The organism is Actinomyces weissii, from assembly GCF_016598775.1.
In the GTDB taxonomy this organism is placed as follows: Bacteria; Actinomycetota; Actinomycetes; order Actinomycetales; family Actinomycetaceae; genus Actinomyces; species Actinomyces weissii.
The window spans coordinates 1193643-1216826 of the sequence record NZ_CP066802.1; the positions used below are offsets into that span (position 1 = coordinate 1193643).

The 23184-nt window shown below is 71.1% G+C and carries 20 protein-coding genes; 18 read left to right on the top strand and 2 right to left on the bottom strand.

Annotation, left to right across the window (positions count from 1 at the left end; genetic code table 11):
- Positions 1-168: 168 nt before the first annotated feature.
- From JG540_RS04960 to aspS, 6 genes are all read left to right on the top strand, one after another.
- Complete coding sequence (locus JG540_RS04960; protein WP_200277751.1) at positions 169-495, top strand: hypothetical protein; 327 nt, start codon at positions 169-171, stop codon at positions 493-495.
- A 16-nt stretch (positions 496-511) separates the two neighbouring features.
- Positions 512-640, top strand: a complete 129-nt coding sequence (locus JG540_RS10585; protein ID WP_267977952.1) for a hypothetical protein — start codon at positions 512-514, stop codon at positions 638-640.
- Positions 641-758: 118 nt separating this feature from the next.
- Positions 759-1175: a YbjN domain-containing protein gene (locus JG540_RS04965; protein ID WP_200277753.1), complete on the top strand. Its 417-nt coding sequence runs from the start codon at positions 759-761 to the stop codon at positions 1173-1175.
- A 597-nt stretch (positions 1176-1772) separates the two neighbouring features.
- A complete protein-coding gene (locus JG540_RS04970; protein WP_200277755.1) occupies positions 1773-2525 on the top strand; it encodes a hypothetical protein in 753 nt (250 codons plus the stop codon).
- A 75-nt stretch (positions 2526-2600) separates the two neighbouring features.
- Positions 2601-3275 (top strand): DNA-directed RNA polymerase II, encoded by a 675-nt coding sequence (locus JG540_RS04975; protein WP_200277756.1) that lies wholly within the window; start codon positions 2601-2603, stop codon positions 3273-3275.
- A gap of 104 nt (positions 3276-3379) precedes the next feature.
- The gene (gene aspS, locus JG540_RS04980) at positions 3380-5164 is read left to right on the top strand and encodes an aspartate--tRNA ligase (protein ID WP_200277758.1); all 1785 of its coding nucleotides are present in this window, start codon (positions 3380-3382) and stop codon (positions 5162-5164) included.
- Between the two features lie 772 nt (positions 5165-5936).
- Here aspS and JG540_RS04985 read toward each other — a convergent pair.
- Entirely contained in the window at positions 5937-6257 is a 321-nt protein-coding gene (locus tag JG540_RS04985) for a hypothetical protein (RefSeq protein ID WP_200277760.1), read from the bottom strand.
- A gap of 541 nt (positions 6258-6798) precedes the next feature.
- On the opposite strand from JG540_RS04985, the gene JG540_RS04990 reads away from it, so the two are divergent.
- Positions 6799-7416, top strand: a complete 618-nt coding sequence (locus JG540_RS04990) for an L-threonylcarbamoyladenylate synthase (protein WP_200277764.1) — start codon at positions 6799-6801, stop codon at positions 7414-7416.
- A 308-nt stretch (positions 7417-7724) separates the two neighbouring features.
- On the opposite strand, the gene JG540_RS04995 is transcribed toward JG540_RS04990, so the two are convergent.
- A complete protein-coding gene (locus JG540_RS04995) occupies positions 7725-10025 on the bottom strand; it encodes an MMPL family transporter (protein ID WP_200277766.1) in 2301 nt (766 codons plus the stop codon).
- Between the two features lie 60 nt (positions 10026-10085).
- Here JG540_RS04995 and JG540_RS05000 point away from each other — a divergent pair, with 60 nt between their 5' ends.
- From JG540_RS05000 to JG540_RS05050, 11 genes are all read left to right on the top strand, one after another.
- Positions 10086-11534 carry a replication-associated recombination protein A gene (locus tag JG540_RS05000; protein ID WP_200277768.1) on the top strand — a complete coding sequence of 483 codons (1449 nt, stop codon included), beginning with the start codon at positions 10086-10088 and terminating at the stop codon, positions 11532-11534.
- Positions 11524-12363 carry a sulfite exporter TauE/SafE family protein gene (locus JG540_RS05005; RefSeq protein ID WP_200277770.1) on the top strand — a complete coding sequence of 280 codons (840 nt, stop codon included), beginning with the start codon at positions 11524-11526 and terminating at the stop codon, positions 12361-12363. The genes JG540_RS05000 and JG540_RS05005 overlap by 11 nt, the downstream gene beginning before the upstream one ends.
- A gap of 194 nt (positions 12364-12557) precedes the next feature.
- Positions 12558-13181, top strand: coding sequence for a 30S ribosomal protein S4 (gene rpsD / locus JG540_RS05010; protein WP_200277781.1), 624 nt, complete (start codon positions 12558-12560; stop codon positions 13179-13181).
- A gap of 162 nt (positions 13182-13343) precedes the next feature.
- On the top strand, positions 13344-16052 hold the full coding sequence (gene alaS / locus JG540_RS05015) for an alanine--tRNA ligase (RefSeq protein ID WP_200277783.1): 2709 nt from the start codon (positions 13344-13346) through the stop codon (positions 16050-16052).
- The gene (gene ruvX / locus JG540_RS05020; RefSeq protein ID WP_234042919.1) at positions 16049-16543 is read left to right on the top strand and encodes a Holliday junction resolvase RuvX; all 495 of its coding nucleotides are present in this window, start codon (positions 16049-16051) and stop codon (positions 16541-16543) included. The genes alaS and ruvX overlap by 4 nt, the downstream gene beginning before the upstream one ends.
- Complete coding sequence (gene mltG, locus JG540_RS05025) at positions 16540-17766, top strand: endolytic transglycosylase MltG (protein ID WP_234042920.1); 1227 nt, start codon at positions 16540-16542, stop codon at positions 17764-17766. The genes ruvX and mltG overlap by 4 nt, the downstream gene beginning before the upstream one ends.
- Positions 17767-17843: 77 nt before the next feature.
- On the top strand, positions 17844-18728 hold the full coding sequence (locus JG540_RS05030; protein WP_234042921.1) for a shikimate dehydrogenase: 885 nt from the start codon (positions 17844-17846) through the stop codon (positions 18726-18728).
- Positions 18729-18899: 171 nt separating this feature from the next.
- A complete protein-coding gene (aroC, locus tag JG540_RS05035; RefSeq protein ID WP_200277794.1) occupies positions 18900-20120 on the top strand; it encodes a chorismate synthase in 1221 nt (406 codons plus the stop codon).
- On the top strand, positions 20117-21961 hold the full coding sequence (gene aroB / locus JG540_RS05040; RefSeq protein WP_234042922.1) for a 3-dehydroquinate synthase: 1845 nt from the start codon (positions 20117-20119) through the stop codon (positions 21959-21961). The genes aroC and aroB overlap by 4 nt, the downstream gene beginning before the upstream one ends.
- Positions 21958-22470 carry a shikimate kinase gene (locus tag JG540_RS05045; RefSeq protein ID WP_200277796.1) on the top strand — a complete coding sequence of 171 codons (513 nt, stop codon included), beginning with the start codon at positions 21958-21960 and terminating at the stop codon, positions 22468-22470. The genes aroB and JG540_RS05045 overlap by 4 nt, the downstream gene beginning before the upstream one ends.
- A 9-nt stretch (positions 22471-22479) precedes the next feature.
- Positions 22480-23172 (top strand): FMN-binding negative transcriptional regulator, encoded by a 693-nt coding sequence (locus JG540_RS05050; protein WP_200277798.1) that lies wholly within the window; start codon positions 22480-22482, stop codon positions 23170-23172.
- Positions 23173-23184 lie beyond the last annotated feature (12 nt).

The following is a 23184-nucleotide window of genomic DNA, read 5'->3' on the forward strand; positions in this document are numbered from 1 at the left end:
ATGGGTCTCCCAGGCCCGGACCGTCCTGCCAGTAGGCGGCCCGGGCCGCCGGGTGGCGGGACACCGGGCCCAGGCCCGGCCTCCCCGTCCTGACGGTTAGGCCTGGCGGCCAGGTTGCCTGCGGCGGCCCTACAGCTACTTGGGCCTGCTTGGCGGAAGGTGAGGGCCATGCGGCAAGATCAGGCTGGTACTGGCGACGGGGGTCCGGCGGCTAGGCCGGAGGTGCTCACGCCGCTGTCGGTGGAGCGGATCGCGGGCTTGCTCAAGCAGCGCGGTGACGTGTTCTTCATCGACTCAGCCAGGCGGCTGGGGGGGGGTGACTGGAACCGGGTGTTCTTCTACTTCCTGCTCCAGGGGGACGACCGGGAGGCGCTGGAGGTGCGGGCCGACTACCCCGGCACCGTGAGCGCGGTGCACCTGGAGAAGGTGCGGGAGGTCATCGACGACTCGAACCGTCGCTTCCCCCTGGTACAAGGGCTTCTACCGGATAAATGACAACGGCCTCATCCGGGTGGTCGGCAGCCACGGCGTCGACTATGAGCACGGCGCCACGGATACCCAGATCCTCCATCAGATCGACAGCGTGATAAGGGCGGTGCTGGGGCTCTTCGACTCTCTGGACCAGGCCCTGGGGCGCTGAAAGGGACAGATCATGTCTTGGTTTACACGCCGTAACCGCCCTGAGCAGGCTGGTACGCCCGCAGCCGGTGGGGGACCGCTGCCAGCCGGCTCCCCCCCAGGGCCCGTGCACCTCTCCCTTGAGCCGGGAGCGTCTGGCTAGGCTGCTCGTCTCCGAGGGCTGGCGGGGCCAGTACAATGACGACGGAGACTTCCAGTTCCGCGTGGAAGAGGACGTCGTCATATGCGTCATGCTGCGTGGACCGCAGGACGAGGTGCTTAACGTGACGGGGTTGATGATGGAGCCCATCCCCAAGTCCCTGCTGGATGAGGCCCGCTTCGCTATCGACGAGCGGCACCGTGGGCACCTGTGGCCGCAGTGCTTCTGGACGGACAACGAGGACGCTGAGCAGACCTTCCTAATAGGTGCCCACCTGGCCGTGGACTGGGAGGCAGGTGTCACGGACCAGCAGCTGGAGCTGCAGATTGAGGACGCCGTGCTGTACTGCGTCCAGGCATTTAACGACTTCCGTGACCGGCTCGGCCTGCACTCCTAGGAGGGCTGGCCTTACTGTGCGGGCATTCCGGTAGGGGCCTGCGCGGGCCCGCTCCGGCCGGGGCCCCGGTCCCAGGGACCTGCCAGGGTGATGCCTTGGTCGACATCAGTTTCATCACAGATAGGGCATAACGGCATTTCGCCGCTAGGATGTTCGCAGGACGGTGCCGGTGCTACGCGCTCCCGGACACTGATCTGGCAGATGTACCTGACGAGAACGGTCACCCATATGCCCAACGGCCAGAGCTACACAGAGGAACTGCGGACGCCGTCGCGACGGCTGCGCTGTCCGGTGCGGCTTGCTGGCGCCGTGGGCCTGTTCGCTTTTGGTCTACTGGCTAGCGGAGGCGCGGTCGCTGCCCCGGCCGACGCCACCAATGGCTTTGGCACCCCTGTGGCTACCGTGCTCGCCGGAGACCTGGATCCGGTCGCGGGTGAGGACACGCATACGCCTTCGCAGCTGATCAGCGAGGTCCAGCAAGGTGATGCAGTCCCGCAGGACCCGGCCCCGCCCACGCAGAGCCAGGCTCCTGGTCGTTCAGAGACGCCCGGCGCTACGACGGAGCCTGCCCCGCAGGACCCGCCTGGCACCGGCCCGGTGCCTACGCCATCTGTAGAGCCCTCCGCTCCGTCGGCCTCCGGCTCCACGGGTAACCGGCGCGTCCAGGTCATCCCCGGCCGGGACGTGGCTGACGCGCCTGGCGGCAGCGGCTCCGGGCAGCAGCCTGTCGCCGTCGAGACGCAACCGCCTGCACCGCAGGAGGCTAGGGCGCAGGACGACTCCGATGACGAGGCCTCCCGCCCCGTGCGCGCAGGCAACCCAGCGAGCAGCAGCCCCAGCGCCTCCGCTGCCGCCACCAGCACGGACGGGCGGCCCGCCAAGGCCCCGGTGCCCCCAGTGAGCTCGGCTGAGCAGCTGACCAAGGACAACGCCGGGTCTGTCTCTGGGGGGCGTCAGGGTGACGAGGTTACTCTCTACCTCCCCTCCTCCGAGGTGAGGCCCAAGGAGTGGGTCTCCGTGTTCACCTACCCGGAGGCCAAGGACTCAGGCTGGCTGGAGGTCAGCGGTGAGCGCTCGGTGGTCATCAGTATCAGCGGCATGGAGGCTGGCTCCTACAAGCTGGCGGTGGTCAACAGCGCTGGTGCGTTGCTGGGCTGGGCCCAGCTGGAGATCTCCGAGGAGAACCAGGCAGATGAGGGCGGCGCGTTCGCTCCGGTGGTCGGCGCCGCTGAGCCGGACAACGGGATGGGCAGCGGTGACTGGCTGCTGCTTTGCGCCGCCGGGGTGCTGGTAGCCGGGACTGGTGGTTTCGTGTTCCTCACCCGCCCGCGTGCGGTCGGCGGGCTTTGAGGGGAACTGCGCCCGATGCGCTTCATCCGGCACCTGGGACCCAGGTGGCTCGACCGGGCGTCTGTGCGAGCCCGCATGACGAGCGGGCTACCGGCGCTGGCCGTGACCGCCCTGTTCTCCCTGCTCGTGGTGGCCACCTGCCTGCCGGGGCCGCCAGCCCGGGCCCAGGAGCAGGACTCCACCACGGGCACAGCCTCCACCGTGAGCCCCTCCACGGTTGCCAGGGGCGGGACCCTGCGCTACACCCTGAGCGGCTTTCCCGTCGGGGCACAGGTGGAGGTGCTGCTTGACGACGTCGACACGCAGGTGCTCACGAACCTGGTGGTCGGCCAGGACGGCACCGCCTCCGGCACCCTGGAGCTGCCCAAGCTGATCGGGCTGGGTCCGCACTGGCTACGCTTCCGCACCAGGACGGTGGAGGAGGGGCCTGGGCCAGGGGTGCCGGGAAGCTCCACCGCGCCTCCCGGGGCGGGCCCCGTGAGCAACAAGTCTCCTTTCTTCACGGTGGGTGAGGTCACCGTGATCGGCTCCTCCGCCGGGCAGCGGAGCCCGGCTGCCAGCGGGCTCCCAGACGCGGCCACGGCGCCACCGGTGCCGGTGGAGGAGCACGGGCCTGGGCTGCCTCTGGCGCTGCTGCTTGCCGCTGTCCTGCTGTCCGGTGGCGGGGGTCTCGCCGTCGTGCTGCTGCGTCGGCGGCGGACGGCTGCCGGTCCTGAGTCAGGGCGCAGCCCCGGTGCGGGGGAGCGGTGAGTACTGGCGCGGCGCCGGGCTAGACTCGCCTGCGGTGCCCGCCCGTCTCGCGGTGCGCCCCGCCGGGCACCGGCTCAGTGCCCCCAAGGGAAGGACACAGCACCATGCTGCGAACCCGTACCGCCGGCTCCCTGCGGGCAGCGGACATCGGCCAGGAAGTAACCCTTACCGGCTGGGTGGACCGCCGTCGTGACCACGGTGGCGTCGCCTTCATCGACCTGCGTGACGCCTCGGGCATCTCCCAGGTGGTGATCCGGGAGGAGGTCGCCCACGACCTGCGTGCCGAGTACGTCCTCAAGGTCGTGGGCCAGGTCTGCGCCCGGCCGGAGGGCAACGCCAACCCGAACCTGCCCACCGGAGAGATCGAGGTCGTCGTCTCCGAGGTGGAGATCCTCAACACCGCCGCCCCCTTGCCCTTCCAGGTCTCTGACCACGCCGAGGACTCCGGGCAGGTGGGGGAGGAGGCGCGCCTGCGGTACCGCTACCTGGACCTGCGCCGCTCCAAGATGCAGCACGCGATCCGGCTGCGCTCCCAGGTCTCGCAGGCGGCCCGCAAGGTGCTTGGTGCGCACGACTTCGTGGAGATCGAGACCCCGACCCTGACCCGCTCCACCCCTGAGGGGGCGCGTGACTTCCTGGTGCCCGCACGCCTGGCCCCCGGCTGCTGGTACGCCCTGCCCCAGAGCCCCCAGCTGTTCAAGCAGCTGCTCATGGTGGCGGGCATGGAGCGCTACTACCAGATCGCCCGCTGCTACCGTGACGAGGACTTCCGTGCCGACCGGCAGCCTGAGTTCACCCAGCTCGACATCGAGATGAGCTTCGTGACCCAGGAGGACGTGATCGCGGTGGCCGAGGACGTCCTCAAGGAGGTGTGGGCGCTGATCGGCTACGAGCTGGACACGCCGATCCCGCACATCACCTACGCGGAGGCTATGGAGAGGTACGGCTCCGACAAGCCCGACCTGCGTTTCGACCTGCAGCTGGTGGACCTGACCGAGTACTTCAAGGACACCACCTTCCGGGTGTTCCAGAACCCCTACGTGGGTGCCGTGGTCATGCCCGGCGGCGCCTCCCAGTCCCGCCGCACCTTTGATGCCTGGCAGGAGTGGGCCAGGCAGCGTGGTGCCAAGGGCCTGGCCTACGTCACCGTCGCTGAGGACGGCGAGCTCGGCGGCCCGGTGGCCAAGAACATCACCGAGGCGGAGCGCGCGGGCCTGGCCCAGGCTGCCGGCGCCCAGCCCGGCGACTGCATCTTCTTCGCTGCCGGGTCCGTGGACGCCTCCCGGGCGCTGCTGGGGGCCGCCCGCCTGGAGATCGGCAAGCGCTGCGGGCTCATTGACGAGGACGCCTGGTCCTTCGTGTGGGTGGTGGACGCCCCCCTGTTCAAGCCCTCGGCGGAGGCCAAGGCCGACGGCGACGTGGCCCTGGGCAAGTCTGCCTGGACGGCGGTGCACCACGCCTTCACCTCGCCCAAGCCGGAGTGCCTGGACAGCTTTGACACCGACCCCGGAAGCGCCCTGGCCTACGCCTACGACATCGTCTGCAACGGCAACGAGATCGGTGGCGGCTCTATACGTATCCACCGCCGGGACGTGCAGGAGCGGGTGTTCAAGGTCATGGGGATCGGCGAGCAGGAGGCGCAGGAGAAGTTCGGCTTCCTGCTGGACGCCTTCAAGTTCGGGGCCCCGCCCCACGGCGGCATCGCCTTCGGCTGGGACCGGATCGTCTCCCTGCTCACCCGTGCGGACTCCATCCGCGACGTGATCGCCTTCCCCAAGTCCGGTGGGGGCTTTGACCCGCTGACGGAGGCCCCGGCGCCGATCACCTCGGAGCAGCGCAAGGAGGCCGGTGTGGACGCCAAGCCGGAGGAGACCAAGGCCCAGGCCTGAGCCCGCCAAGGCCTGAGCCCTGCTGCGCCCCTGGTGCCCCGGTCACTCCCGCAAGGGGGGGGCCGGGGCACCAGCGTTACCAGTCATAGCGCGGGTCAGCGGGCTGGTCCTGCTGCTTGGGGCGGGGGCTTGGCGGCCACGGCGTGGTCGTGGGTTATCGGCGTGTATGTGTGTGATTGGGTTTTTTCGTTGAGGTAGTAGGGGAAGGCCGGAGTTTATCGGGTTGGGACATGTGGTTCAGTCTGCCTCGCGTTAACAGGCCGCGTTGTGCGGTACGCGACACTAGAACGCCTGGTCCGCCTGGCGGGCCCATCACGGCCCACACGCCGCCGGGGCCTGTGGCCCTGGCCGCCCCTGGTGGGCTGGGCAGCGCGGGGGCTGTCACTGGCGGAGGGTTAGAAGCCCTGACATCGTCTGCTGAACCTTCAACCACCGCGGAATCAAGCCAAAAGCTCCCCCACCCCAGAACCAGGGAAGTGCTCTAAGCCTCCACCAGTGACAAAACGCGCCCACCCAGGCACCACAAGACCCACCAGACCAAGACGGGCGCCACAAAGTGCCCCCGGGACAGCCCCCGCCCACCCGACCTAGCCAACACCGGTCCGCACGACCACACCAACCCCTACCAAACCCTAACCACACACATTCACACCGATAACCCGTGGTCTTCCAGGACGGACCGGGCCAGCAGGAAGAGACGACAGACATATAAGACGACGGGGTCCGGAACCAGCAGGTTCCGGACCCCGGAGGTTCTCAGAGGAGCTGAGACTCAGGCGGCGTGCGTGCAGGTCTGGCAGCTGCAGTCTGCGCAGCTGCAGGAGGAGCAGCTGTCCTCGCAGTGCTCGCAGGAGCAGACGTTGTGGTTGCAGGTCGGGCAGCTGCAGTCCACGCAGTCGCACACGGCGCAGGCGTCCGTGCAGTGGGCGCACTGGCAGGTGTCGCACTCGTCGTAGTGGCCGTTGTCCTCGTGGTGGGCGTGGCCGTCGTGGATGTAGTCCACGTGGTTGCCGTGGATGACGGCCAGGTGCCCGCAGTCGGGGCCGTGGGTGTGGCTGTGGGCCTCAGCGGGACGGTGCGTGGTGGTGCTCATGTGCTCACTCCTCTGGGTTCCTGCCCCAGTTCGGGGCGGCAGGTGATTCTTTTGAAGAATAGGTGCGAGTATTACTTTTTGGCAAACATGAAAATGTTTCTCAGTGCTGCGAAGAATGCATGAATATCATTCTCGAATGCATTTGATAACGTAACTGATAATCGTTCTGTGGCTCTCTGGTGCGCTAGCGCACGGCCAGGGCCCACGGTCGGGGAGCGTTGGCGGCGCGGACAGGAATCGCGGGACCTGGGTGTCCGCCGGGAGGTGGCCTGACGGGGCAGGTAACCGCAGGCGTGGAACCGTCCCGCCAGCTGGGCCAGGCGCAGGGCCGGCCCGTCAGGTGGGCTGTGCGGGGGCAACCAGCCGTTATCACCTCAAGCCCCGAGGTGGGCTCCACGGGTGGGGAGGGTGCCGTGCGGGCGCCCCAGAGGCTGCGCCGTCGGCGAGGCCAGGTGCCTGACCGGCCGCACGCGCGGAGGTCGCCAGAAACCGTCGGCCGGTATCTCTGCGCACTGCCTGCGACCTGGCGCACAATGGAGGCATGTCACGCTACCTGGAGATCCACCCGGACAACCCGCAACCTCGTCTTGTTGAGAAGGTGGTGACCGCCCTGCGCGACGGCGGACTGATCGCCTACCCCACCGACTCCGGCTACGCCCTGGCCTGCGCACCGGGCAACAAGTCCGGCCTGGACCGTATCCGGGCCATCCGCCAGCTCTCGGACAAGCACGACTTCACCTACGTCTGCGCGGACTTCGGGCAGGTCGGCCCGATCGCTATCGTGGGCAACAACGCCTTCCGGCTCATCAAGCGCCTGACCCCCGGCCCCTGGACCTTCATCCTCAAGGGCACCAAGGAGGTGCCGCGCATGAGCCTGAACCCCAAGAAGCACACCCTGGGGGTGCGCATCCCCCAGCACACCATCAGCCAGGCCCTGCTGGCCGGCTTCGGGGGGCCGATCCTCTCCTCCACCTTCCTGCGCCCTGGCGACGAGCAGCCGCAGACCAGCGGCTGGGAGATCGAGGACTCCCTGGGGCACCTGATCGACGTCGTTGTGGAGGGGCCGGTGACCTCCACCGAGCCCACGACCGTGGTGGACCTGACCGCGGACCTGCCGGAGGTCGTGCGCCAAGGGGCGGGGGACGTCGGCCTGCTCTAGCCCTACAGCCAGTCCCTAGGCCTCGGGCCGCTCTGACACCTCAGTCGGGCCCCGAGGCCCCGGGCCGCTTGGCCCTGGCTGAGGTCCTGCCTGCAGGCCCTGGCTCCACACCTGCCCGAGGGCTGGCCGTGGGGCGGTGGTAGGGGAGGGGTAGGCAGACACCTGTTCCGTGCCCGCTCGGGCGGCTGCTCGTGGGGCAGTGGACGGCTGCCGGTGGGGGAGGTGGGGCAGAGGCCTGCGCTACGCCCGCCTGAGCGGTGGTCTGCCTATAGCCCGGACGCCCTAACCCAGGCGATGGCGCCCTGGGCTCAGTGCTTCAGGCCGTACTTCTCGTGCAGTTCACGCAGGGGCGCGGGAGCCCACCAGTTCCACTCGCCCAGCAGGGTCATGGTCGCGGGCACCAGCAGCATGCGCACCAAGGTGGCGTCCAGGGCCACGATAATCGCCATAGCCATGCCTATCTGCTTGACCACCAGCAGCTCGCCGGACACGAAGCCGACGAACACCAGCACCATGATCAGTGCTGCGGAGGTCACGATCCGCCCCGAGCGCTGCAGCCCCAGCTCCACCGCCTGGTCATTGTCCGCTCCGGCGTCCCAGTACTCCTTGATACGGCTGAGCAAGAACACCTCATAGTCCATGGCCAGCCCGAAGCCCACGGCCACCGCCGTCACCACCACGTAGGTCTCCACCCCGCCGATCGGGGTGAAGCCCAGCAGGCTGGCACCGTAACCGTCCTGGAAGACCCAGGTGAGCACGCCCAGGGAGGCCATCAAGGAGATGGCGTTGATGACCAGGGCTTTGAGGGGTACCAGCAGCGATCCCGTCATCCAGAACAGCAGCAGGAAGGTGGCCAAGACCACCAGGGTGATCGCCAGCGGGGCGCCGTCGACCACGGCCTGCTTGAAGTCCACCTGGTTGGCGGCCTGGCCGGTGACCCACATCTGCACCGGCGGGGTGGTCTCGCGCACCGCGCGCACCGCCTCCTCCGCAGTGACCGAGCCGGGCCTGCCCTCCAGGTCCAGGTAGAGCACCGTGTACCTGCCGGCGGTAGCGATCTGCAGCACACGGGTCACGCCGGGGGCCGAGGCTAGCGAGTCGTTCACGAAGGCCAGCACGTTCTCCCCGGCCCCGGCCAGGACGATGGTCGCGTCAGGCTGCTGAGCCGCCGGGTAGCTCTGCTCCAGGATGTCCAGGTAGGCGCGCTGCTGGGATCCGGCAGGCAGCAGGTCCTCCTTGGAGGACAGCAGGTGCAGGTGGCTCAGCGGGGCCGCCATCAGGACCAGGAGCACCAGGCAGCTGACCAGTACCACCCACGGGTGCGTGTGCACCCGCCGCGCCAGCCGGGAGAAGACCCCCTCCTCCTGACCCACGTCACCCAGGTGCTGCTGCAAGGCGCCCAGGCCCGGGACCCGGGACAGGAGGCTCGGGTGCCGCAGCCTGTCACCGGCGAGCGCCAGCAGGGCCGGTACCAGGGTCAGGGCCACCAGCACCGAGACCATTACCACCGCCACGCCCGCCAGGCCGATGGAGCGGAGCACCTGGGGCCGCAGGAGCAGCAGGCCAAGGAGGCAGATCGCCACGGTCAGGGCGGAGAAGAGCACCGTGCGGCCAGCCGTGGACAAGGTCGCCTCCAGGCAGGCGGCCAGCCGGGGGTCGTGGCGGCCCGTGCGCCGACGGCGCGGCCCGCCCGGGCTGGGAGCCCCGGCCTGCCCGGGGCCCTCCTCCCGGCACAGCTCCTCCCGGAATCGTGAGGTGATCAGCAGGCTGTAGTCGATGGACAGGCCCAGTCCGATCACCGAGACGATGTTGACCACGAAGGACTGGAGGTCCAGGGGGTGGCTCAGGAACAGCATGATGCCCAGGGAGCAGCCGATCGTGGCCAGCGCCCCCACCAGGGGCATGCCCGCCAGCAGGAAGCCCCCGAAGACCAGGACCATCACCAGCAGCGCCAGCGGCAGGGACACGACCTCGCCGTGCACCAGGTCCTGCTCCACCTGCTCGTTCAAGGTAGCGGCCACCAGCTCGGCGTAGGACACGGTGCCCGTGGCCTGCGGGGCCACCGGGGCCAGGTCCTGCGGCACCTGGTTCAGGCGCTCCGAGACCTTGGCTACCAGGCGCTCGACCTCCTTGTCGTACTTGTGGTCACCCGGCGCGGCCACCTCCGGCCCGTTGGGGTTGACCGTGGCCACGATCAGGAAGCCGTCCAGCGCGGTGGAGGCCAGCGCCTGCGCCGCCGGCTCGGCCAGCATCCCCGGCACTACGAAAGGGTCCAGCACGTTCGTGGAGCCCACCAGCTCCTTGAGGTCCTTGTGGGCGGGACCCAGGGCCTGGGCCACCGCCTCCTGCTGCTGCGGGGTGCTGATATCCACCCCGGTGACCAGCAGGGTGACCGCTACGCCGTCGCCGGTCAGGGAGTCCAGCACCTGCTGGCCCTCAGCGCTAGAGTAGCCGGAGACCAGCACGTCCCCGGCGTGCAGGCGCTCGAACAGGCCGCCCCCGCCCACCCCGGTCAGGGAGAGGGTGGCCAGGACGGCTGTCACCGCCGCCCACGTCCCGACGACGTACCAGGCGTCCTTCACGATACGACGCGACAACCATGCCAGCATGAGGATATTGTCCCACCTGCTGGACAGGTGTGTTGCAGCTATCCGGGTAGGCTCGCTCGCATGGACCTTTTTGAGTCTCTGGGCACGGACGACCACGGCGTGCCTAGTACCGCGCACGCCCCTCTGGCGGTGCGTATGCGGCCCACCTACCTGGAGGAGGTCCTGGGGCAGGACCACCTGCTGGGTGCGGGCTCCCCGCTGCGCCGCCTCGTGGAGCCCGCCGCCGAGCAGCCTGGCTCCGGAGCCGCCTCCGTGGTGCTGTGGGGCCCTCCCGGCACCGGCAAGACGACCCTGGCCTACCTGGTGGCCCGGGCCAGTGGCAGGCGCTTTGTGGAGCTCTCCGCGGTCACGGCCGGGGTCAAGGACATCCGGCAGGTGGTGACCGAGGCGCGGCGCCGCCTGGTGTCCAGCGGTGAGCAGACGGTCCTGTTCGTGGACGAGGTGCACCGTTTCAGCCGCACCCAGCAGGACTCCCTGCTGCCGGGGGTGGAGAACCGCTGGGTGACCCTGGTGGCTGCCACCACCGAGAACCCCAGCTTCTCGGTGGTCTCGCCCCTGCTGTCGCGCTCCCTGCTGCTGACCCTCCACCCGCTGGAGCCCGCCGCCGTGCGTACCCTCCTGGAGCGGGCCGTGGCCGACGAGCGGGGCCTGGGCGGCGCCGTAAGTATGGGCGAGCAGGTCCGGGAGCAGATCGTGCGCCTGGCCGGTGCCGACGCTCGCAAGGCCCTGACTATCCTGGAGGCGGCCGCCGGGGCCGCTCAGGCGGCCGCGGGCCCGCTGTCCCAGGAGCCCGCCCCGGTCACCCTGGAGGACGTGGAGCGGGCCGCGGACGTGGCCGCCGTGCGCTACGACCGGGCCGGGGACCAGCACTACGACGTCATCAGCGCCTTCATCAAGTCCATGCGGGGCTCGGACCCGGACGCCACCTTGCACTACCTGGCCCGGATGCTCGCCGCGGGGGAGGACCCGCGCTTCGTGGCCCGTCGCATCACCATCCAGGCCGCCGAGGACGTGGGCCTGGCCGACCCCACGGTGCTGGGCACCGCGGTGGCCGCCCAGCAGGCCGTCGCCCTGATCGGCATGCCCGAGGCCCGCATAGTGCTGGCCCAGGCGGCCCTGGCGGTGGCCACGGCACCCAAGTCCAACTCCGTGATCCGGGGCATCGAGGCAGCCCTGCGGCACGTGCAGGCGGGAGAGGCTGGGCCGGTGCCCCCGCACCTGCGCGACGCCCACTACCCCGGCGCCAAGGAGCAGGGTCACGGCGTGGGCTACCTCTACCCCCACGACTACCCCCACGGCGTCGTGGCCCAGGAGTACCTGCCGGAGGGGCTGCAAGGGGCCCGCTACTGGGAGCCCAGCGGCAACGGGCACGAGCGGCGGCTCGCAGAACGGATGGAGGCGGTACGGGAGCTCCTCCACCTGGATCCGCCCCCTGCCGGCGGGCCGGCGCCCCGCCCCGAGGAACCCCGTCAGGGCGCCGCCAGCCAGGACGAGCCTCATGGGTGCTGAGACGGTAGCCGCAGCTGACGACGCCGGGCGGCCCCGCTGGTGGCGCACCCTGCTGGTGGCCCTCACCGGAGCCGGGGCCGGGCTGCTCTCCGGGCTCTTCGGCGTGGGCGGCGGCCTGGTGATAGTCCCGGCCCTGATCTCCGTGCTGCGGATGGACCAGCGCCGGGCCTCTGCCACCTCCCTGGCCGCCATCGTGGTCACCGCCGCCGTCGGCGCCCTCAGCTACGGTGCCCAGGGCCAGGTGTCCCTGGTCTCCGCGCTGCTGCTGGTGCCCGGGGCGCTGCTGGGCGCGCAGGCGGGGGCCTGGCTACTGCGGCGCCTGAGCAGCCGGGTGCTGCCCTGGGTGCTGATCGGCTTCGTGGCGCTCGTGGTGGTGCTCCAGCAGCTGCACGTGCCGGAGCGCGATGCCGTCCTGGTGCTGGACCTGCCCCGGGGCCTGGCCCTGGTGGGGGTGGGGCTGCTCTCGGGCGTGATGGCCGGGCTGGTGGGGGTCGGTGGCGGCAGCGTCATCGTCCCCGGACTGGAGCTGGCCGTGGGCCTGGGCGACCTGCTGTCGCGCGGCACCTCCCTGCTGGTCATGCTCCCCACCGCGGTCACCGGCACCTGGACCAACCTGCGCCACGGCCTGGCGGACCTGCGGGCAGGGGTCCTGGTAGGGGCTGCCGCGGTGGCCACCGCCCCCCTGGGGACCGCCCTGGCCACCTACCTGACTCCCGTCCAGGGCAGCCGGCTCTTCAGCCTGTTCCTGGTGTGGGTGGCCGTCTCCACCCTGCGGCGGGCCCGGCGCGAGCGGCGGGCCGCCCGGAGCCAGCACGTCCCCACCCCCTGAGGCCGTGAGTTTCGGCTCACACCAGGGCGTCGCGGCTCGCCCTGGCACCACGCTTGCCGGTACAGTTCCCGAGTTGCCTGGGCCCGCTCAGCCGGACCAGGTGGCTCCTGGGGTCCAGGCCCAAGCAGGCTGACCCCGCGCCGCGTGCACCAGGCCCGCGGCGTGCGAACACTCCGACAGGAAAGAAGAACGCTATGGCAAACGCCCGCGCCCGCCGCACGGTCCGCCTCTCCCGCGCCCTCGGCATCCCGCTCACCCCCAAGGCTGTGCGCTACTTCGAGAAGCGCCCCTACGGCCCCGGTGAGCACGGCCGCGCCCGCCGCCGCACCGAGTCCGACTACGCGATCCGTCTCAAGGAGAAGCAGCGCCTGCGCGCCCAGTACGGCATCCGCGAGGCCCAGCTCCAGCGCGTCTTCGAGGAGGCCCGCCGCGAGAAGGGCCTGACCGGTGAGTCCCTGGTCGAGCTGCTGGAGATGCGCCTGGACGCCCTCGTGCTGCGCTCCGGCTTCGCCCGCACCATCGCCCAGGCCCGCCAGGACGTCGTGCACCGCCACATCATGGTTGACGGCAAGGTCGTGGACCGGCCCTCCTTCCGCGTCAAGCCCGGCCAGACCATCCAGGTCCGCCCCCGCTCCCAGGTGATGGTGCCCTTCCAGGTGGCCGCCGCCGGCGCCCACCGTGACGTGCTGCCGCCCGTTCCCGAGTACCTGAAGGTCGAGCTGGAGAAGCTCACCGCCACCCTGGTGCGCCGTCCTAAGCGGGCTGAGGTCCCCGTCACCTGCGACGTGCAGATGGTCGTCGAGTACTACTCGCGCTGACCTAGCAAGCGCCGTGGCGCCCCGACCGGTCACCGGCTCGGGGCGCCACGTGTTCCAGCGCCCGGAGGCGGTAGTAGCCTCAGCCCTGAAGGACCCAGCCGCCGCCGCGGCACCACCAGCCACCCCCCGCCCCGCAAGAGCGGGCCCAAGCCGAGGACATACATGCGCACCTCAGAGATCCGTACCCGCTGGCTAGACTTCTTTGCCGCGAAGGACCACGAGATCCGCCCCTCCGTGTCCCTGATCTCCCCAGAGCCCTCTATCCTGTTCACCGTGGCCGGGATGGTGCCCTTCATCCCCTACATCCTGGGCACCGAGCCCGCCCCCTGGCCCCGGGCCGCCAGCGTGCAGAAGTGCATCCGCACCAACGACATCGACAACGTCGGCAAGACCACCCGGCACGGGACCTTCTTCCAGATGAACGGCAACTTCTCCTTCGGGGACTACTTCAAGGAGGGGGCTATCCAGTACGCCTGGGAGCTGCTCACCACCCCCCAGTCCCAGGGCGGCTACGGGCTGGACGGCGACCGCCTGTGGATGACCATCTGGGAGCAGGACCAGGTCTCCTGGGACTACCTGACCAGGAACATCGGCCTGGACCCCAGCCACGTGCAGAAGCTGCCTTTCGAGGAGATCTCCTGGTCCACCGGGCAGCCGGGCCCGGCAGGCTCCTGCTGCGAGATCCACTACGACCGCGGCCCCCAGTACGGCCCCGACGGCGGCCCGGTCGTGGACACCCAGGGAGACCGCTTCCTGGAGATCTGGAACCTGGTCTTCGACGAGTTCATCCGGGGTGAGGGCCAGGGCCACGACTTCGAGCTGGTCGGCAAGCTGGACCAGACCGCCATCGACACCGGCGCGGGCCTGGAGCGCATCGCCTTCCTGCTGCAGGACAAGCCCAATATGTACGAGATCGACGAGGTCTTCCCCGTCATCGCCGCCGCCCAGGACATGAGCGGCAAGACCTACGGACTGGGGGCGGCCGGTCCCTCCGCCGGGGCCGCCTACCTGGACGACGTGCGCATGCGCGTGGTGGCTGACCACGTGCGCAGCGCCCTGATGCTGATCGGCGACGGCGTGCGGCCCGGAAACGACGGCCGTGGCTACGTGCTGCGCCGCCTGATCCGCCGGGCGGTGCGCTCCATGCGCCTGCTGGGCGTGGAGGAGGCCGCCCTGCCCACCCTGCTGACCGCCTCCAAGGACGTCATGCGCCTGTCCTACCCGGAGCTCGACGAGCGCTGGGCACAGATCAGCGACGTCGCCTACGGCGAGGAGGACGCCTTCCGCAAGACCCTGGCCGCCGGGACCACCATCCTGGACACCGCCGTCGCCAAGGCCAAGCAGGCGGGTGGCAGCCAGGCGGTGGTCTGCGGCAAGGACGCCTTCACCCTGCACGACACCTACGGCTTCCCGATCGACCTGACCCTGGAGATGGCCGCCGAGCAGGGCGTCTCCGTGGACGAGCAGGGCTTTATCGCGCTCATGAACGAGCAGAAGGAGCGCGCCCGCGCCGACGCCCGCGCCAAGAAGACCGGGCACACCGACGTGCGGGTCTTCCAGGAGGTCGCCAAGGAGATGGGCGGCGGCTCCGAGTTCCTGGGCTACACGGAGCACGCCGTGGACGACGCCAGCGTGGCCGCGCTGCTGGTGGACGGCGTGGCTGTCCCGGCCGTCACCGCCCCCGTAGAGGTCGAGGTGGTCCTGGACCGCACCCCCTTCTACGCCGAGATGGGCGGCCAGCTGGCCGACCACGGCACCATCCGCCTGGCGGACGGGGCCGTGATCGAGGTGCACGACGTGCAGGCGCCCCTCAAGGGCCTGTTCGTGCACCGCGGCACCCTGACCGAGGGCACCGCCACCGTGGGCGCCCGCGCCTACGCCCAGATCGACTCCGTGCGCCGCCTGGCTATCGCCCGGGCGCACACCGGCACCCACATGGTCTACGCCGGGCTGCGGCAGGTCGTCTCCCCGGAGGCCACCCAGGCCGGCTCGGAGAACTCCCCGGCCCGGCTGCGCTTCGACTTCCGGCACGGCTCGGCCCTGACTGGCTCACAGGTGGACGGCATCGAGTCCCTGGTGAACGAGAAGCTGGCGGAGGACCTGCCGGTGACCACCGAGGTCATGAGCCTGGAGGAGGCTCGCCAGGCCGGGGCAATCGCCCTGTTCGGGGAGAAGTACGGAACCCAGGTGCGCGTGGTCACCATCGGTGACAACTTTGACAAGGAGCTCTGCGGTGGCACGCACGTGCCCTACACCGGGCACATCGGCCGGGTGGCCCTGCTGGGGGAGGGCTCTATCGGCTCGGGGGTGCGCCGCCTGGACGCCCTGGTGGCCGACAGCGCCTACCGCTTCCAGCACAAGGAGCACGCCCTGGTCTCGCAGCTGTCCAGCATGGTGGGGGCCCGCCCCGCCGAGCTGCCGGAGCGCATCGAGGGCCTGCTGGCCCGCCTCAAGGAGGCTGAGAAGAGGCTCGCGGCCGCTGAGCAGGCGGCCCTGGGCGCTCGCACCGCCGAGATCGTCTCCGGGGCCGTGCAGGCTGGCGCTTACCGGCTGGCCAGCGCCAACCTGGGCGAGGTCTCCAACGCCGACGCCCTGCGGGCCGTGGTGCTGGACGCCCGTGCCCGCCTGGGTGAGGGCCAGGCTGCCGTCGTGGTGGTGGCGGGCGTGACCGGGGGGCGCCCGGTGGTGGTGGTGGCCACCAACGACGCCGCCCGCAAGGCCGGCGCCAAGGCTGGTGACCTGGTGCGGGTGGCCGCCAAGGTCCTGGGCGGCGGGGGCGGCGGCAAGCCGGACCTGGCCCAGGGGGGCGGACAGGACCCCACCAAGGTCGCGCAGGCGCTGGCCGCCGTCGCCCAGGAGCTCACCGCGTGAGCGCAGGCTCCGGTCTCAGGCCGGGGGTGCGGCTGGCCTTCGACGTCGGTAAGGTGCGGGTCGGTGTGGCCCGCTGCGACGCTGAGGCCATCCTCGCGGTACCTGTGCGGACTATTAAGCGGGACCGTTACGGTGCCGACGTAGACGAGGCAGCGGACCTGGTGGAGGAGTACCGTGCTATAGAAGTAGTTGTTGGACTCCCAACCAACCTTCAGGGAAAAAGCACAGGCTCTACCAAGGACGCAAGAGGCTGGGCCCAGGCCCTGGCGGACACGGTGGCACCAGTCACCGTGAGGCTTGTGGACGAGCGCCTGTCTACCGTGAGCGCCCACCAGGCGCTGCACGGTGCAGGACTTGACGAGAGGTCATTCCGTTCCGTGGTCGACCAGGCTGCGGCGGTCGTGATCCTCAACCAGGCCCTGGACGCTGAGCGGGCCTCCGGCTCCCCAGCGGGCCGAACCGTGCACCCCAGAACGAGAGGTAAAGCGTGACTGACCACGACCAGGACCTCCTGGACGCCGTAGGACTGACCGATGAGAGCAGCTCAGCGGCCCCCGACGGCACCCGCCGTCGTCGCAGTGACCGGCGGGCTGAGCGCGCCAACCGCAAGCGGCGGCGTCGCAGGCAGGCCGTGGTGACCGCCCTGGTGCTGCTGGTGCTGGTTAGTGGGGTGTTCTACATCGGTCGGCAGGCCATCACGGAGATCCGCGCCGCCAGTCCTACATCAACCGCGGTTACCGACTACCCGGGCCCTGGGGAGCAGGAGGTCACGATCACCATCCCGGAGGGCTCCACCGGCACCCAGATCGGCGAGATCCTCAAGACCGCTGACGTGGTGGCCTCCGTGGAGGCCTTCGTGGAGGCCTTTGACGCCAACTCCAAGTCCGGGAACATCCAGCCGGGCACCTACAGCCTGAGGACCCGCATGTCCGCCGCCCAGGCTGTGGCCGGCCTGCTGGACCCTGCCTCCCGGTCAGAGCACACGCTGACCATCCCGGAGGGCTTCACCAAGAACCAGGTACGCGAGCGTCTCAAGACCGTAGGACACTTCTCCGACACCGATATCGACGCAGCCTTCGCAGACGCCGCCGGTATCGGCCTGCCTGAGGTCGCTGGCGGGGACGTGGAGGGCTGGCTGGCCCCCAAGACCTATGGCCTGCAGGAGAACGCCACCGCCAAGGACGTGATCGCCAAGATGGTGGAGACCACCATCAACGAGTTGCGCGAGGCCGGTATCTCCGAGGCTGACTACCAGACGATCCTGGTCAAGGCCTCCATCATCGAGCGGGAGGCCAATGACCCCAAGTACTACGCGCAGGTCGCCCGGGTCATTGAGAACCGTCTGGTGGACACCGCCGGAGACACTCGCGGCCTGCTGCAGATGGACTCCACCGTCCTGTACGGGCTGGGCCGGGTCGGAGGCATCCCCAGCACCGCAGAGCTGGCCGACGGCGAGAACCGGTACAACACCTACGTGCACCAGGGGCTTCCCCCCACCCCGATCGGCAGCCCCTCCAAGGCGGCCATCGAGGCGGCCAAGCAGCCTGCTGAGGGCAGCTGGCTCTACTTCGTGACGGTGGACCTGACCACGGGGGAGACGCTGTTCGCCTCCTCGCACACCGAGCACGAGACCAACGTCAAGCGTCTGAAGGAGTACTGCCAGAACAACCAGGAGATCTGTTCCGGCACCACCACCCCCTCCCCAGCCGGTTGAGCGGGACAGGGACGGTAGGCGGCCCTAGCGCCTGCCGCAGTGCGGGCAGCGGGGAGGAACCCAGCCACTGGTGCGCCGTGGTCGGCTCACCCGTGGGGCACTCCCTGTCCCCGGTTCTCCACCAGGCCGCCTACCAGGCCCTGGGGCTGAGCGGCTGGCGCTACGAGGCCCTGGAGACCAGCGCTGCCGAGATGCCCGGCCTGGTGCGTCGCCTCTCCAGCCCGGTTCCCGCAGGGGCGGCTGTGCCCGTAGGGCTGTCCGTGACCATGCCGCACAAGCAGACGCTCCTGCCCCTGCTGGACGCCGTGGACCCCCTGGCTGAGGTGGTCGGCGCCGTCAACACCGTGGTGGCGCAGCGGGCGGGCCGGGGGGAGGCGCTGCTGACCGGCTTCAACACGGACGTGGCTGGGATCAGCCAGGCCTTCCGGCGCACCGCCACCCCGCCGGTGGCGGGGGCGCGCGCGGTGGTGCTGGGGGCCGGGGCCACCGCCTGCTCCGCCCTGGCCGCCCTGACCGAGCTGGGGGCTACCAGCCTAACCGTCGCGGCCCGCCGTCTGTCCGGCCCCGGCCGGGTGCTGGCGGCCGCCCACCGCATGGGCCTGGAGCTGTCCACCCTCACCTGGCTGCCGGGGGATCCGGGTCAGGGGGATGCGCTCTGTGCCGCCCTGGCGGAGGCCGACCTGGTGGTCTCCACCCTGCCTGCTGGCACCGCCGACCCCTTGGCCAGGCAGCTGGAGGCAGGTGGGTCCCTGCGCCCGGGCGCGGTGCTGCTCGACGTCGTCTACGACCCCTGGCCCACCGCCCTGGCTACCACCTGGCAGCGCCGTGGGGGGCTGGTGGCCCCGGGCTGGCTGATGCTCCTGCACCAGGCGGTGGCGCAGGTGGGGCTGATGACCGGGCGGGAGGCGCCGGTCGCAGAGATGGACGCCGCCCTGCAAGCGGCTCTGGCACGGCGTGGCTAGAGGCTAGCCGCCCCTGCCTGACCAGGTTTGAGCGGCCCGCGGGCTGCGGGCCTGGCGAGGGAGCCAATCGCTTCGCCACGGTCCTGAGGCGGAGCTGTCAGGGCAGCATCCGGGGCAGTCGCTGTCGTCTTCACCGCCCCGGCCCCGGAGGCGTATGGGATGATCTTGTGCATGCTCAACTGGATGACAGCGGGCGAGTCGCACGGCCAGGCCCTGACAGCGGTGATCGACGGCGTGCCCGCCGGTCTGGAGCTGAGCAGCCAGGACCTCGTGCAGGCCCTGGCCCGTCGTCGCCTGGGCTACGGGCGGGGCGCCCGCCAGGCCTTTGAGCGCGACGAGCTGCGGCTCCTGGGGGGGGTCCGGCACGGGCGCACCATCGGTAGCCCGGTGGCCCTGGAGATCGGCAACGCGGAGTGGCCCAAGTGGCGCACCGTCATGAGCCCGGACCCGGTGGACCCGGCCAGCCTCCTGGTGGACGCCGGCACCGGGGACGAGCGGGAGGTCGCCCGCAACCGGCCCCTGACCCGCCCCCGGCCCGGGCACGCGGACCTGCCCGGCATGCTCAAGTACGACCTGCCCGAGGCCCGACCGGTGCTGGAGCGCGCCTCCGCCCGGGAGACGGCGGCCCGGACCGCCCTGGGGGCGGTGGCAGAGGCGGTGCTGCGGCAGGTCGCAGGCATCGAGCTGGTCAGCCACGTGGTGCGGATCGGCGCGGTGGCCCTGCCGGAGGATGCCTCCCGGCCGGTGCCCGTGGACACGCCGCGCCTGGACGCCGACCCGGTGCGCTGTACCGACCCGGAGACCTCGGCGCAGATGGTGGCGGAGGTGGACGCGGCCCGCCGGAGCGGAGACACCCTGGGCGGTGTGGTGGAGGTGCTGGCCTACGGCGTTCCGGTGGGCCTGGGCTCCCACGTCTCCGCCTCGCGTCGTCTGGACGCCGCGCTGGCGGCCGCCCTCATGAGCATCCAGTCCGTCAAGGGCGTGGAGATTGGCGACGGCTTCGCCAGCGCCAGCCGGCGCGGCAGCCACGCCCACGACGAGATACTCCAGGTACAAGGCGGGCAGGTCCACCGGGCCAGCAACCACGCCGGGGGCGTCGAGGGGGGCACCTCCAACGGCAGCCCCGTGCGGGTCCGGGCCGCCTTCAAGCCCATCTCCACCGTGCCCCGGGCGCTGCGGACGATCGACCTGGCCACCGGTGAGGCTGCCACTGCCCTGCACCAGCGCTCCGACGTGTGCGCGGTGGTGCCGGGAGCCGTCGTCGCCCAAGCGGAGACCGCCCTGGTGCTGGCCCGGACCCTGCTGGACAAGACCGGCGGGGACAGCGTCGCTGAGGCCCGCCGTAACCTGCGTGCCTACCTTGCCCGGATCGAGGAAAGGACCAGCTGGTGACAGTCGACAACCACAGCAGACTAGGCCCCCAGCAGCTGCGGCTGGAGCCAGGCAGGCTACCCATCGTGCTCGTGGGCCTGCCCGGAGCCGGAAAGACCACGGTGGCCAGGCTGCTGGCCACGGCCCTGGGGGTGCAGGTCACGGACACCGACGCCGAGATCCGGCGGCGCGCCCGCATGACCGTGCCCCAGATCTTCCAGGCGGAGGGGGAGGAGGGCTTCCGTGACCGGGAGACCCGGGCCCTGCGCTACGTGCTCCTGGGGCAGGACCACGCCAAGGGCGTCCTGGCCCTGGGCGGCGGGGCGGTGGAGCGGGAGGCCAACCGCGTGCTGCTGCACGGACGAACCGTGGTCTTCCTGGACGCGCAGCCGCAGACCGCCGCCCAGCACGTCGGCGTCGGGGAGGGCCGCCCCCTGATGGGCCGGGAGGCGGACTCCGACGCGGCCGCGGGTGGGGAGGCCCTGAGCACCGCTGAGGGCGTCCTGGCCCGGATGCGTGAGTTCGACGCCCGACGTCGCCCCCTGTACGAGGAGGTCGCCACCCTCACCGTCCCCACCGACGGCCTGACCCCGGAGCAGGTCGCCGCCCTGGTGCTGGTGGGACTGGGCGGGCAGGCGGGACCGGTGGCCCGCAGCCTGTCCACCTGGCAGCGCCAGCAGGCGGCAGCCGACGCCGCTGCCGCCGCCGAGCAGCCCGGCCCCTCCCCACGCTCCTGGCCCGGCAACCCCCGCAGCATCCAGGTCACCGGCCAGCACCCCTACGAGGTGCTGATCGGCCACGGGCTGGAGGCCACTGTCGCCCGCGCTGTCAAACGCGCTCCGGGCGGGGGCGAGGGCGGGGTCGCCATCATCCACGCCGCCCCCCTGCAGACCGCCGCGCGGCGGATCGAGCAGGAGCTGGCCGAGGAGGGGCGGCGGGTGACCCGGATCGAGGTGGCGGGCAACGAGTCCTCCAAGCAGGCCGCGGTGCTGGAGCAGGTCTGGGAGCAGCTGGGGGGATTCCGGCTGGGCCGGGACGGTGCCGTCGTCGGCCTGGGGGGCGGGGCCACCACCGACCTGGCGGGCTTCGCCGCCGCCACCTGGCTGCGGGGGGTGCCGGTGGTGCAGGTGCCCACCAGCCTGCTCGCCATGGTGGACGCCGCCGTGGGCGGCAAGACCGGCATCGACACCGCCGCCGGGAAGAACCTGGTCGGGGCCTTCCACCCGCCCGCCACCGTGGTCTGCGACCTGGACACCCTCAAGGGGCTGCCCGTGGAGGAGCTGCGCTGCGGGCTGGCCGAGGTCATCAAGTGCGGGCTGATCGCCGACCCGGTGATCCTGGACCGGGTCCTGGCCGACCCCGCCGACTGCCTGCACTGGGACTCCCCGGTGCTGGCCGAGCTGGTGGAGCGCTCGGTGGCCGTCAAGGCGGCGGTGGTCTCCGCCGACCTGCGGGAGGCCGGGCTGCGGGAGGTGCTGAACTACGGGCACACCTACGCCCACGCCGTCGAGAAGCTGACCGGGTACCAGTGGCGCCACGGGGAGGCGGTGGCCGTGGGCTGCGTCTTCGCCGCCAAGGTGGCTCGGCGTTGCGGGCTGCTGGACGCCGACACCGTGCGCCTGCACCGCGAGGCCTTCCAGGCGGTGGGCCTGCCCTGCACCTTCCCGCCGGGGGCCGGGCGCTGGGAGGAGCTGGAGCAGGTGATGCTCAGTGACAAGAAGGTGCGCGGCGGGGTGCTGCGCATGGTGCTGCTGGAGGCGGTGGGTATGCCCCGCCTGGGCATGACCCCGGCGCCGGAGGTGCTGCGCTCCGCCCATGAGGCGGTCGCGGGCACGGCCTGGACCGCGGAGCCCCAGGCGTGAGCGTGCGGGTGCTGGTGGGGCCGCCCGGGGCAGGCTGCTCCGCCGTCGGCCAGGCCCTGGACGCAGCCGGGCAGGGGCCCTGCCTGGACCTGGGCCAGAGCGTGGCCCAGGAGCTGGGCGCGCAGCCGGAGCTGGCCCTGGTGGCCGTGGGGGAGGAACGCTACCGCCGGGCCGAGACCGCGGTGGCGCTGCGCCTGCTGGAGCGGCTGGTCCGGGGTGGGGGAGTGCTGGCCCTGGGCTCCGGCTGCCTGGAGGACCCGCAGGTGCGCGCCGCGCTGGCGGCGCTACAGGCCGACGGCGGCCAGGTGGTGGCCCTGCTCGCCTCCGTGCGCCGCCTGGCGACGCGCAACGGGCTGGACGCGCCGCGCTCCATCGCCCTGGGCACGGTCCACCACAGCTTCACCCTGATGCTTAGGGAGCGGGAGGCGGCCTGCCGCGAGCTGGCCGACCTGGTGGTGGACACCACGGACACCTCGCCGCAGGAGGCTGCCGCACTGATACTCGGCTAGGATCGCCCCATGTACGTACCGGGGCACTTCCAGCTCTCTGAGGAGCATGTGCGCCAGGTCCTGGCCACCCCCCGCACCGGCAACCTGGTCACCGTCCACGCCTTCGGCCCGGAGGCCACCCTGGTGCCCCTGTACCTGGACACTTTGCGGGACGTGCTGGTGACCCACCTGGTGCGCAACAACCCTCAGGCGCGTGAGCCCCTGACCGGTCCCGGCCTGGTGGTGCTGGACCAGGTGGACACCTACGTCTCCCCCCTCTGGTACGCAACCAACAGCGTCAAGGCCAACGTGCCTACCTGGGACTACGTGACCGTGCACGTGCGCGGCCAGGTGCGGGTGGACCCCGACCCGGCCGCCGCCCTGGCCGCCGCCCGCAGGCTGACAGAGCTCAGTGAGGACAGCGACGTGCTCAGCCCTGTGGGTGAGGAGCAGCTGGAGCGGATGGCCCGGGCGATCGTGGCCGTGGAGGTCAGCCTGGACGAGGTGCGGGGCAAGGCCAAGATGAGCCAGAACCGCCACCCCGACGACATCATCAGCCTGGCCGCCGAGCTGGAGCGGCAGGGGGAGACGCAGATGGCGCAGTTCCTGCGGGAGGTCTCCCTGCCCTACGCCCAGGAACGCTTCCAGAAGCTGGCGGCACTGGGGGACACCGCGCGGGGACGGGCCGTCGCGGCCGCCCGCGCGGGCCAGACCTTCCACTGACACCGTCCCGGT

What these genes read in the sequence shown, in the direction of transcription:
- JG540_RS04960 (WP_200277751.1), top strand. Translation starts at nt 169, where the DNA reads ATGCGGCAAGATCAGGCTGGTACTGGCGACGGGGGTCCGGCGGCTAGG.
- JG540_RS04975 (WP_200277756.1), top strand. Translation starts at nt 2,601, where the DNA reads ATGACGAGCGGGCTACCGGCGCTGGCCGTGACCGCCCTGTTCTCCCTG.
- aspS (WP_200277758.1), top strand. Translation starts at nt 3,380, where the DNA reads ATGCTGCGAACCCGTACCGCCGGCTCCCTGCGGGCAGCGGACATCGGC.
- JG540_RS04985 (WP_200277760.1), bottom strand. Translation starts at nt 6,257, where the DNA reads ATGAGCACCACCACGCACCGTCCCGCTGAGGCCCACAGCCACACCCAC.
- JG540_RS04990 (WP_200277764.1), top strand. Translation starts at nt 6,799, where the DNA reads ATGTCACGCTACCTGGAGATCCACCCGGACAACCCGCAACCTCGTCTT.
- JG540_RS04995 (WP_200277766.1), bottom strand. Translation starts at nt 10,025, where the DNA reads ATGCTGGCATGGTTGTCGCGTCGTATCGTGAAGGACGCCTGGTACGTC.
- JG540_RS05000 (WP_200277768.1), top strand. Translation starts at nt 10,086, where the DNA reads ATGGACCTTTTTGAGTCTCTGGGCACGGACGACCACGGCGTGCCTAGT.
- JG540_RS05005 (WP_200277770.1), top strand. Translation starts at nt 11,524, where the DNA reads ATGGGTGCTGAGACGGTAGCCGCAGCTGACGACGCCGGGCGGCCCCGC.
- rpsD (WP_200277781.1), top strand. Translation starts at nt 12,558, where the DNA reads ATGGCAAACGCCCGCGCCCGCCGCACGGTCCGCCTCTCCCGCGCCCTC.
- alaS (WP_200277783.1), top strand. Translation starts at nt 13,344, where the DNA reads ATGCGCACCTCAGAGATCCGTACCCGCTGGCTAGACTTCTTTGCCGCG.
- aroC (WP_200277794.1), top strand. Translation starts at nt 18,900, where the DNA reads ATGCTCAACTGGATGACAGCGGGCGAGTCGCACGGCCAGGCCCTGACA.
- JG540_RS05050 (WP_200277798.1), top strand. Translation starts at nt 22,480, where the DNA reads ATGTACGTACCGGGGCACTTCCAGCTCTCTGAGGAGCATGTGCGCCAG.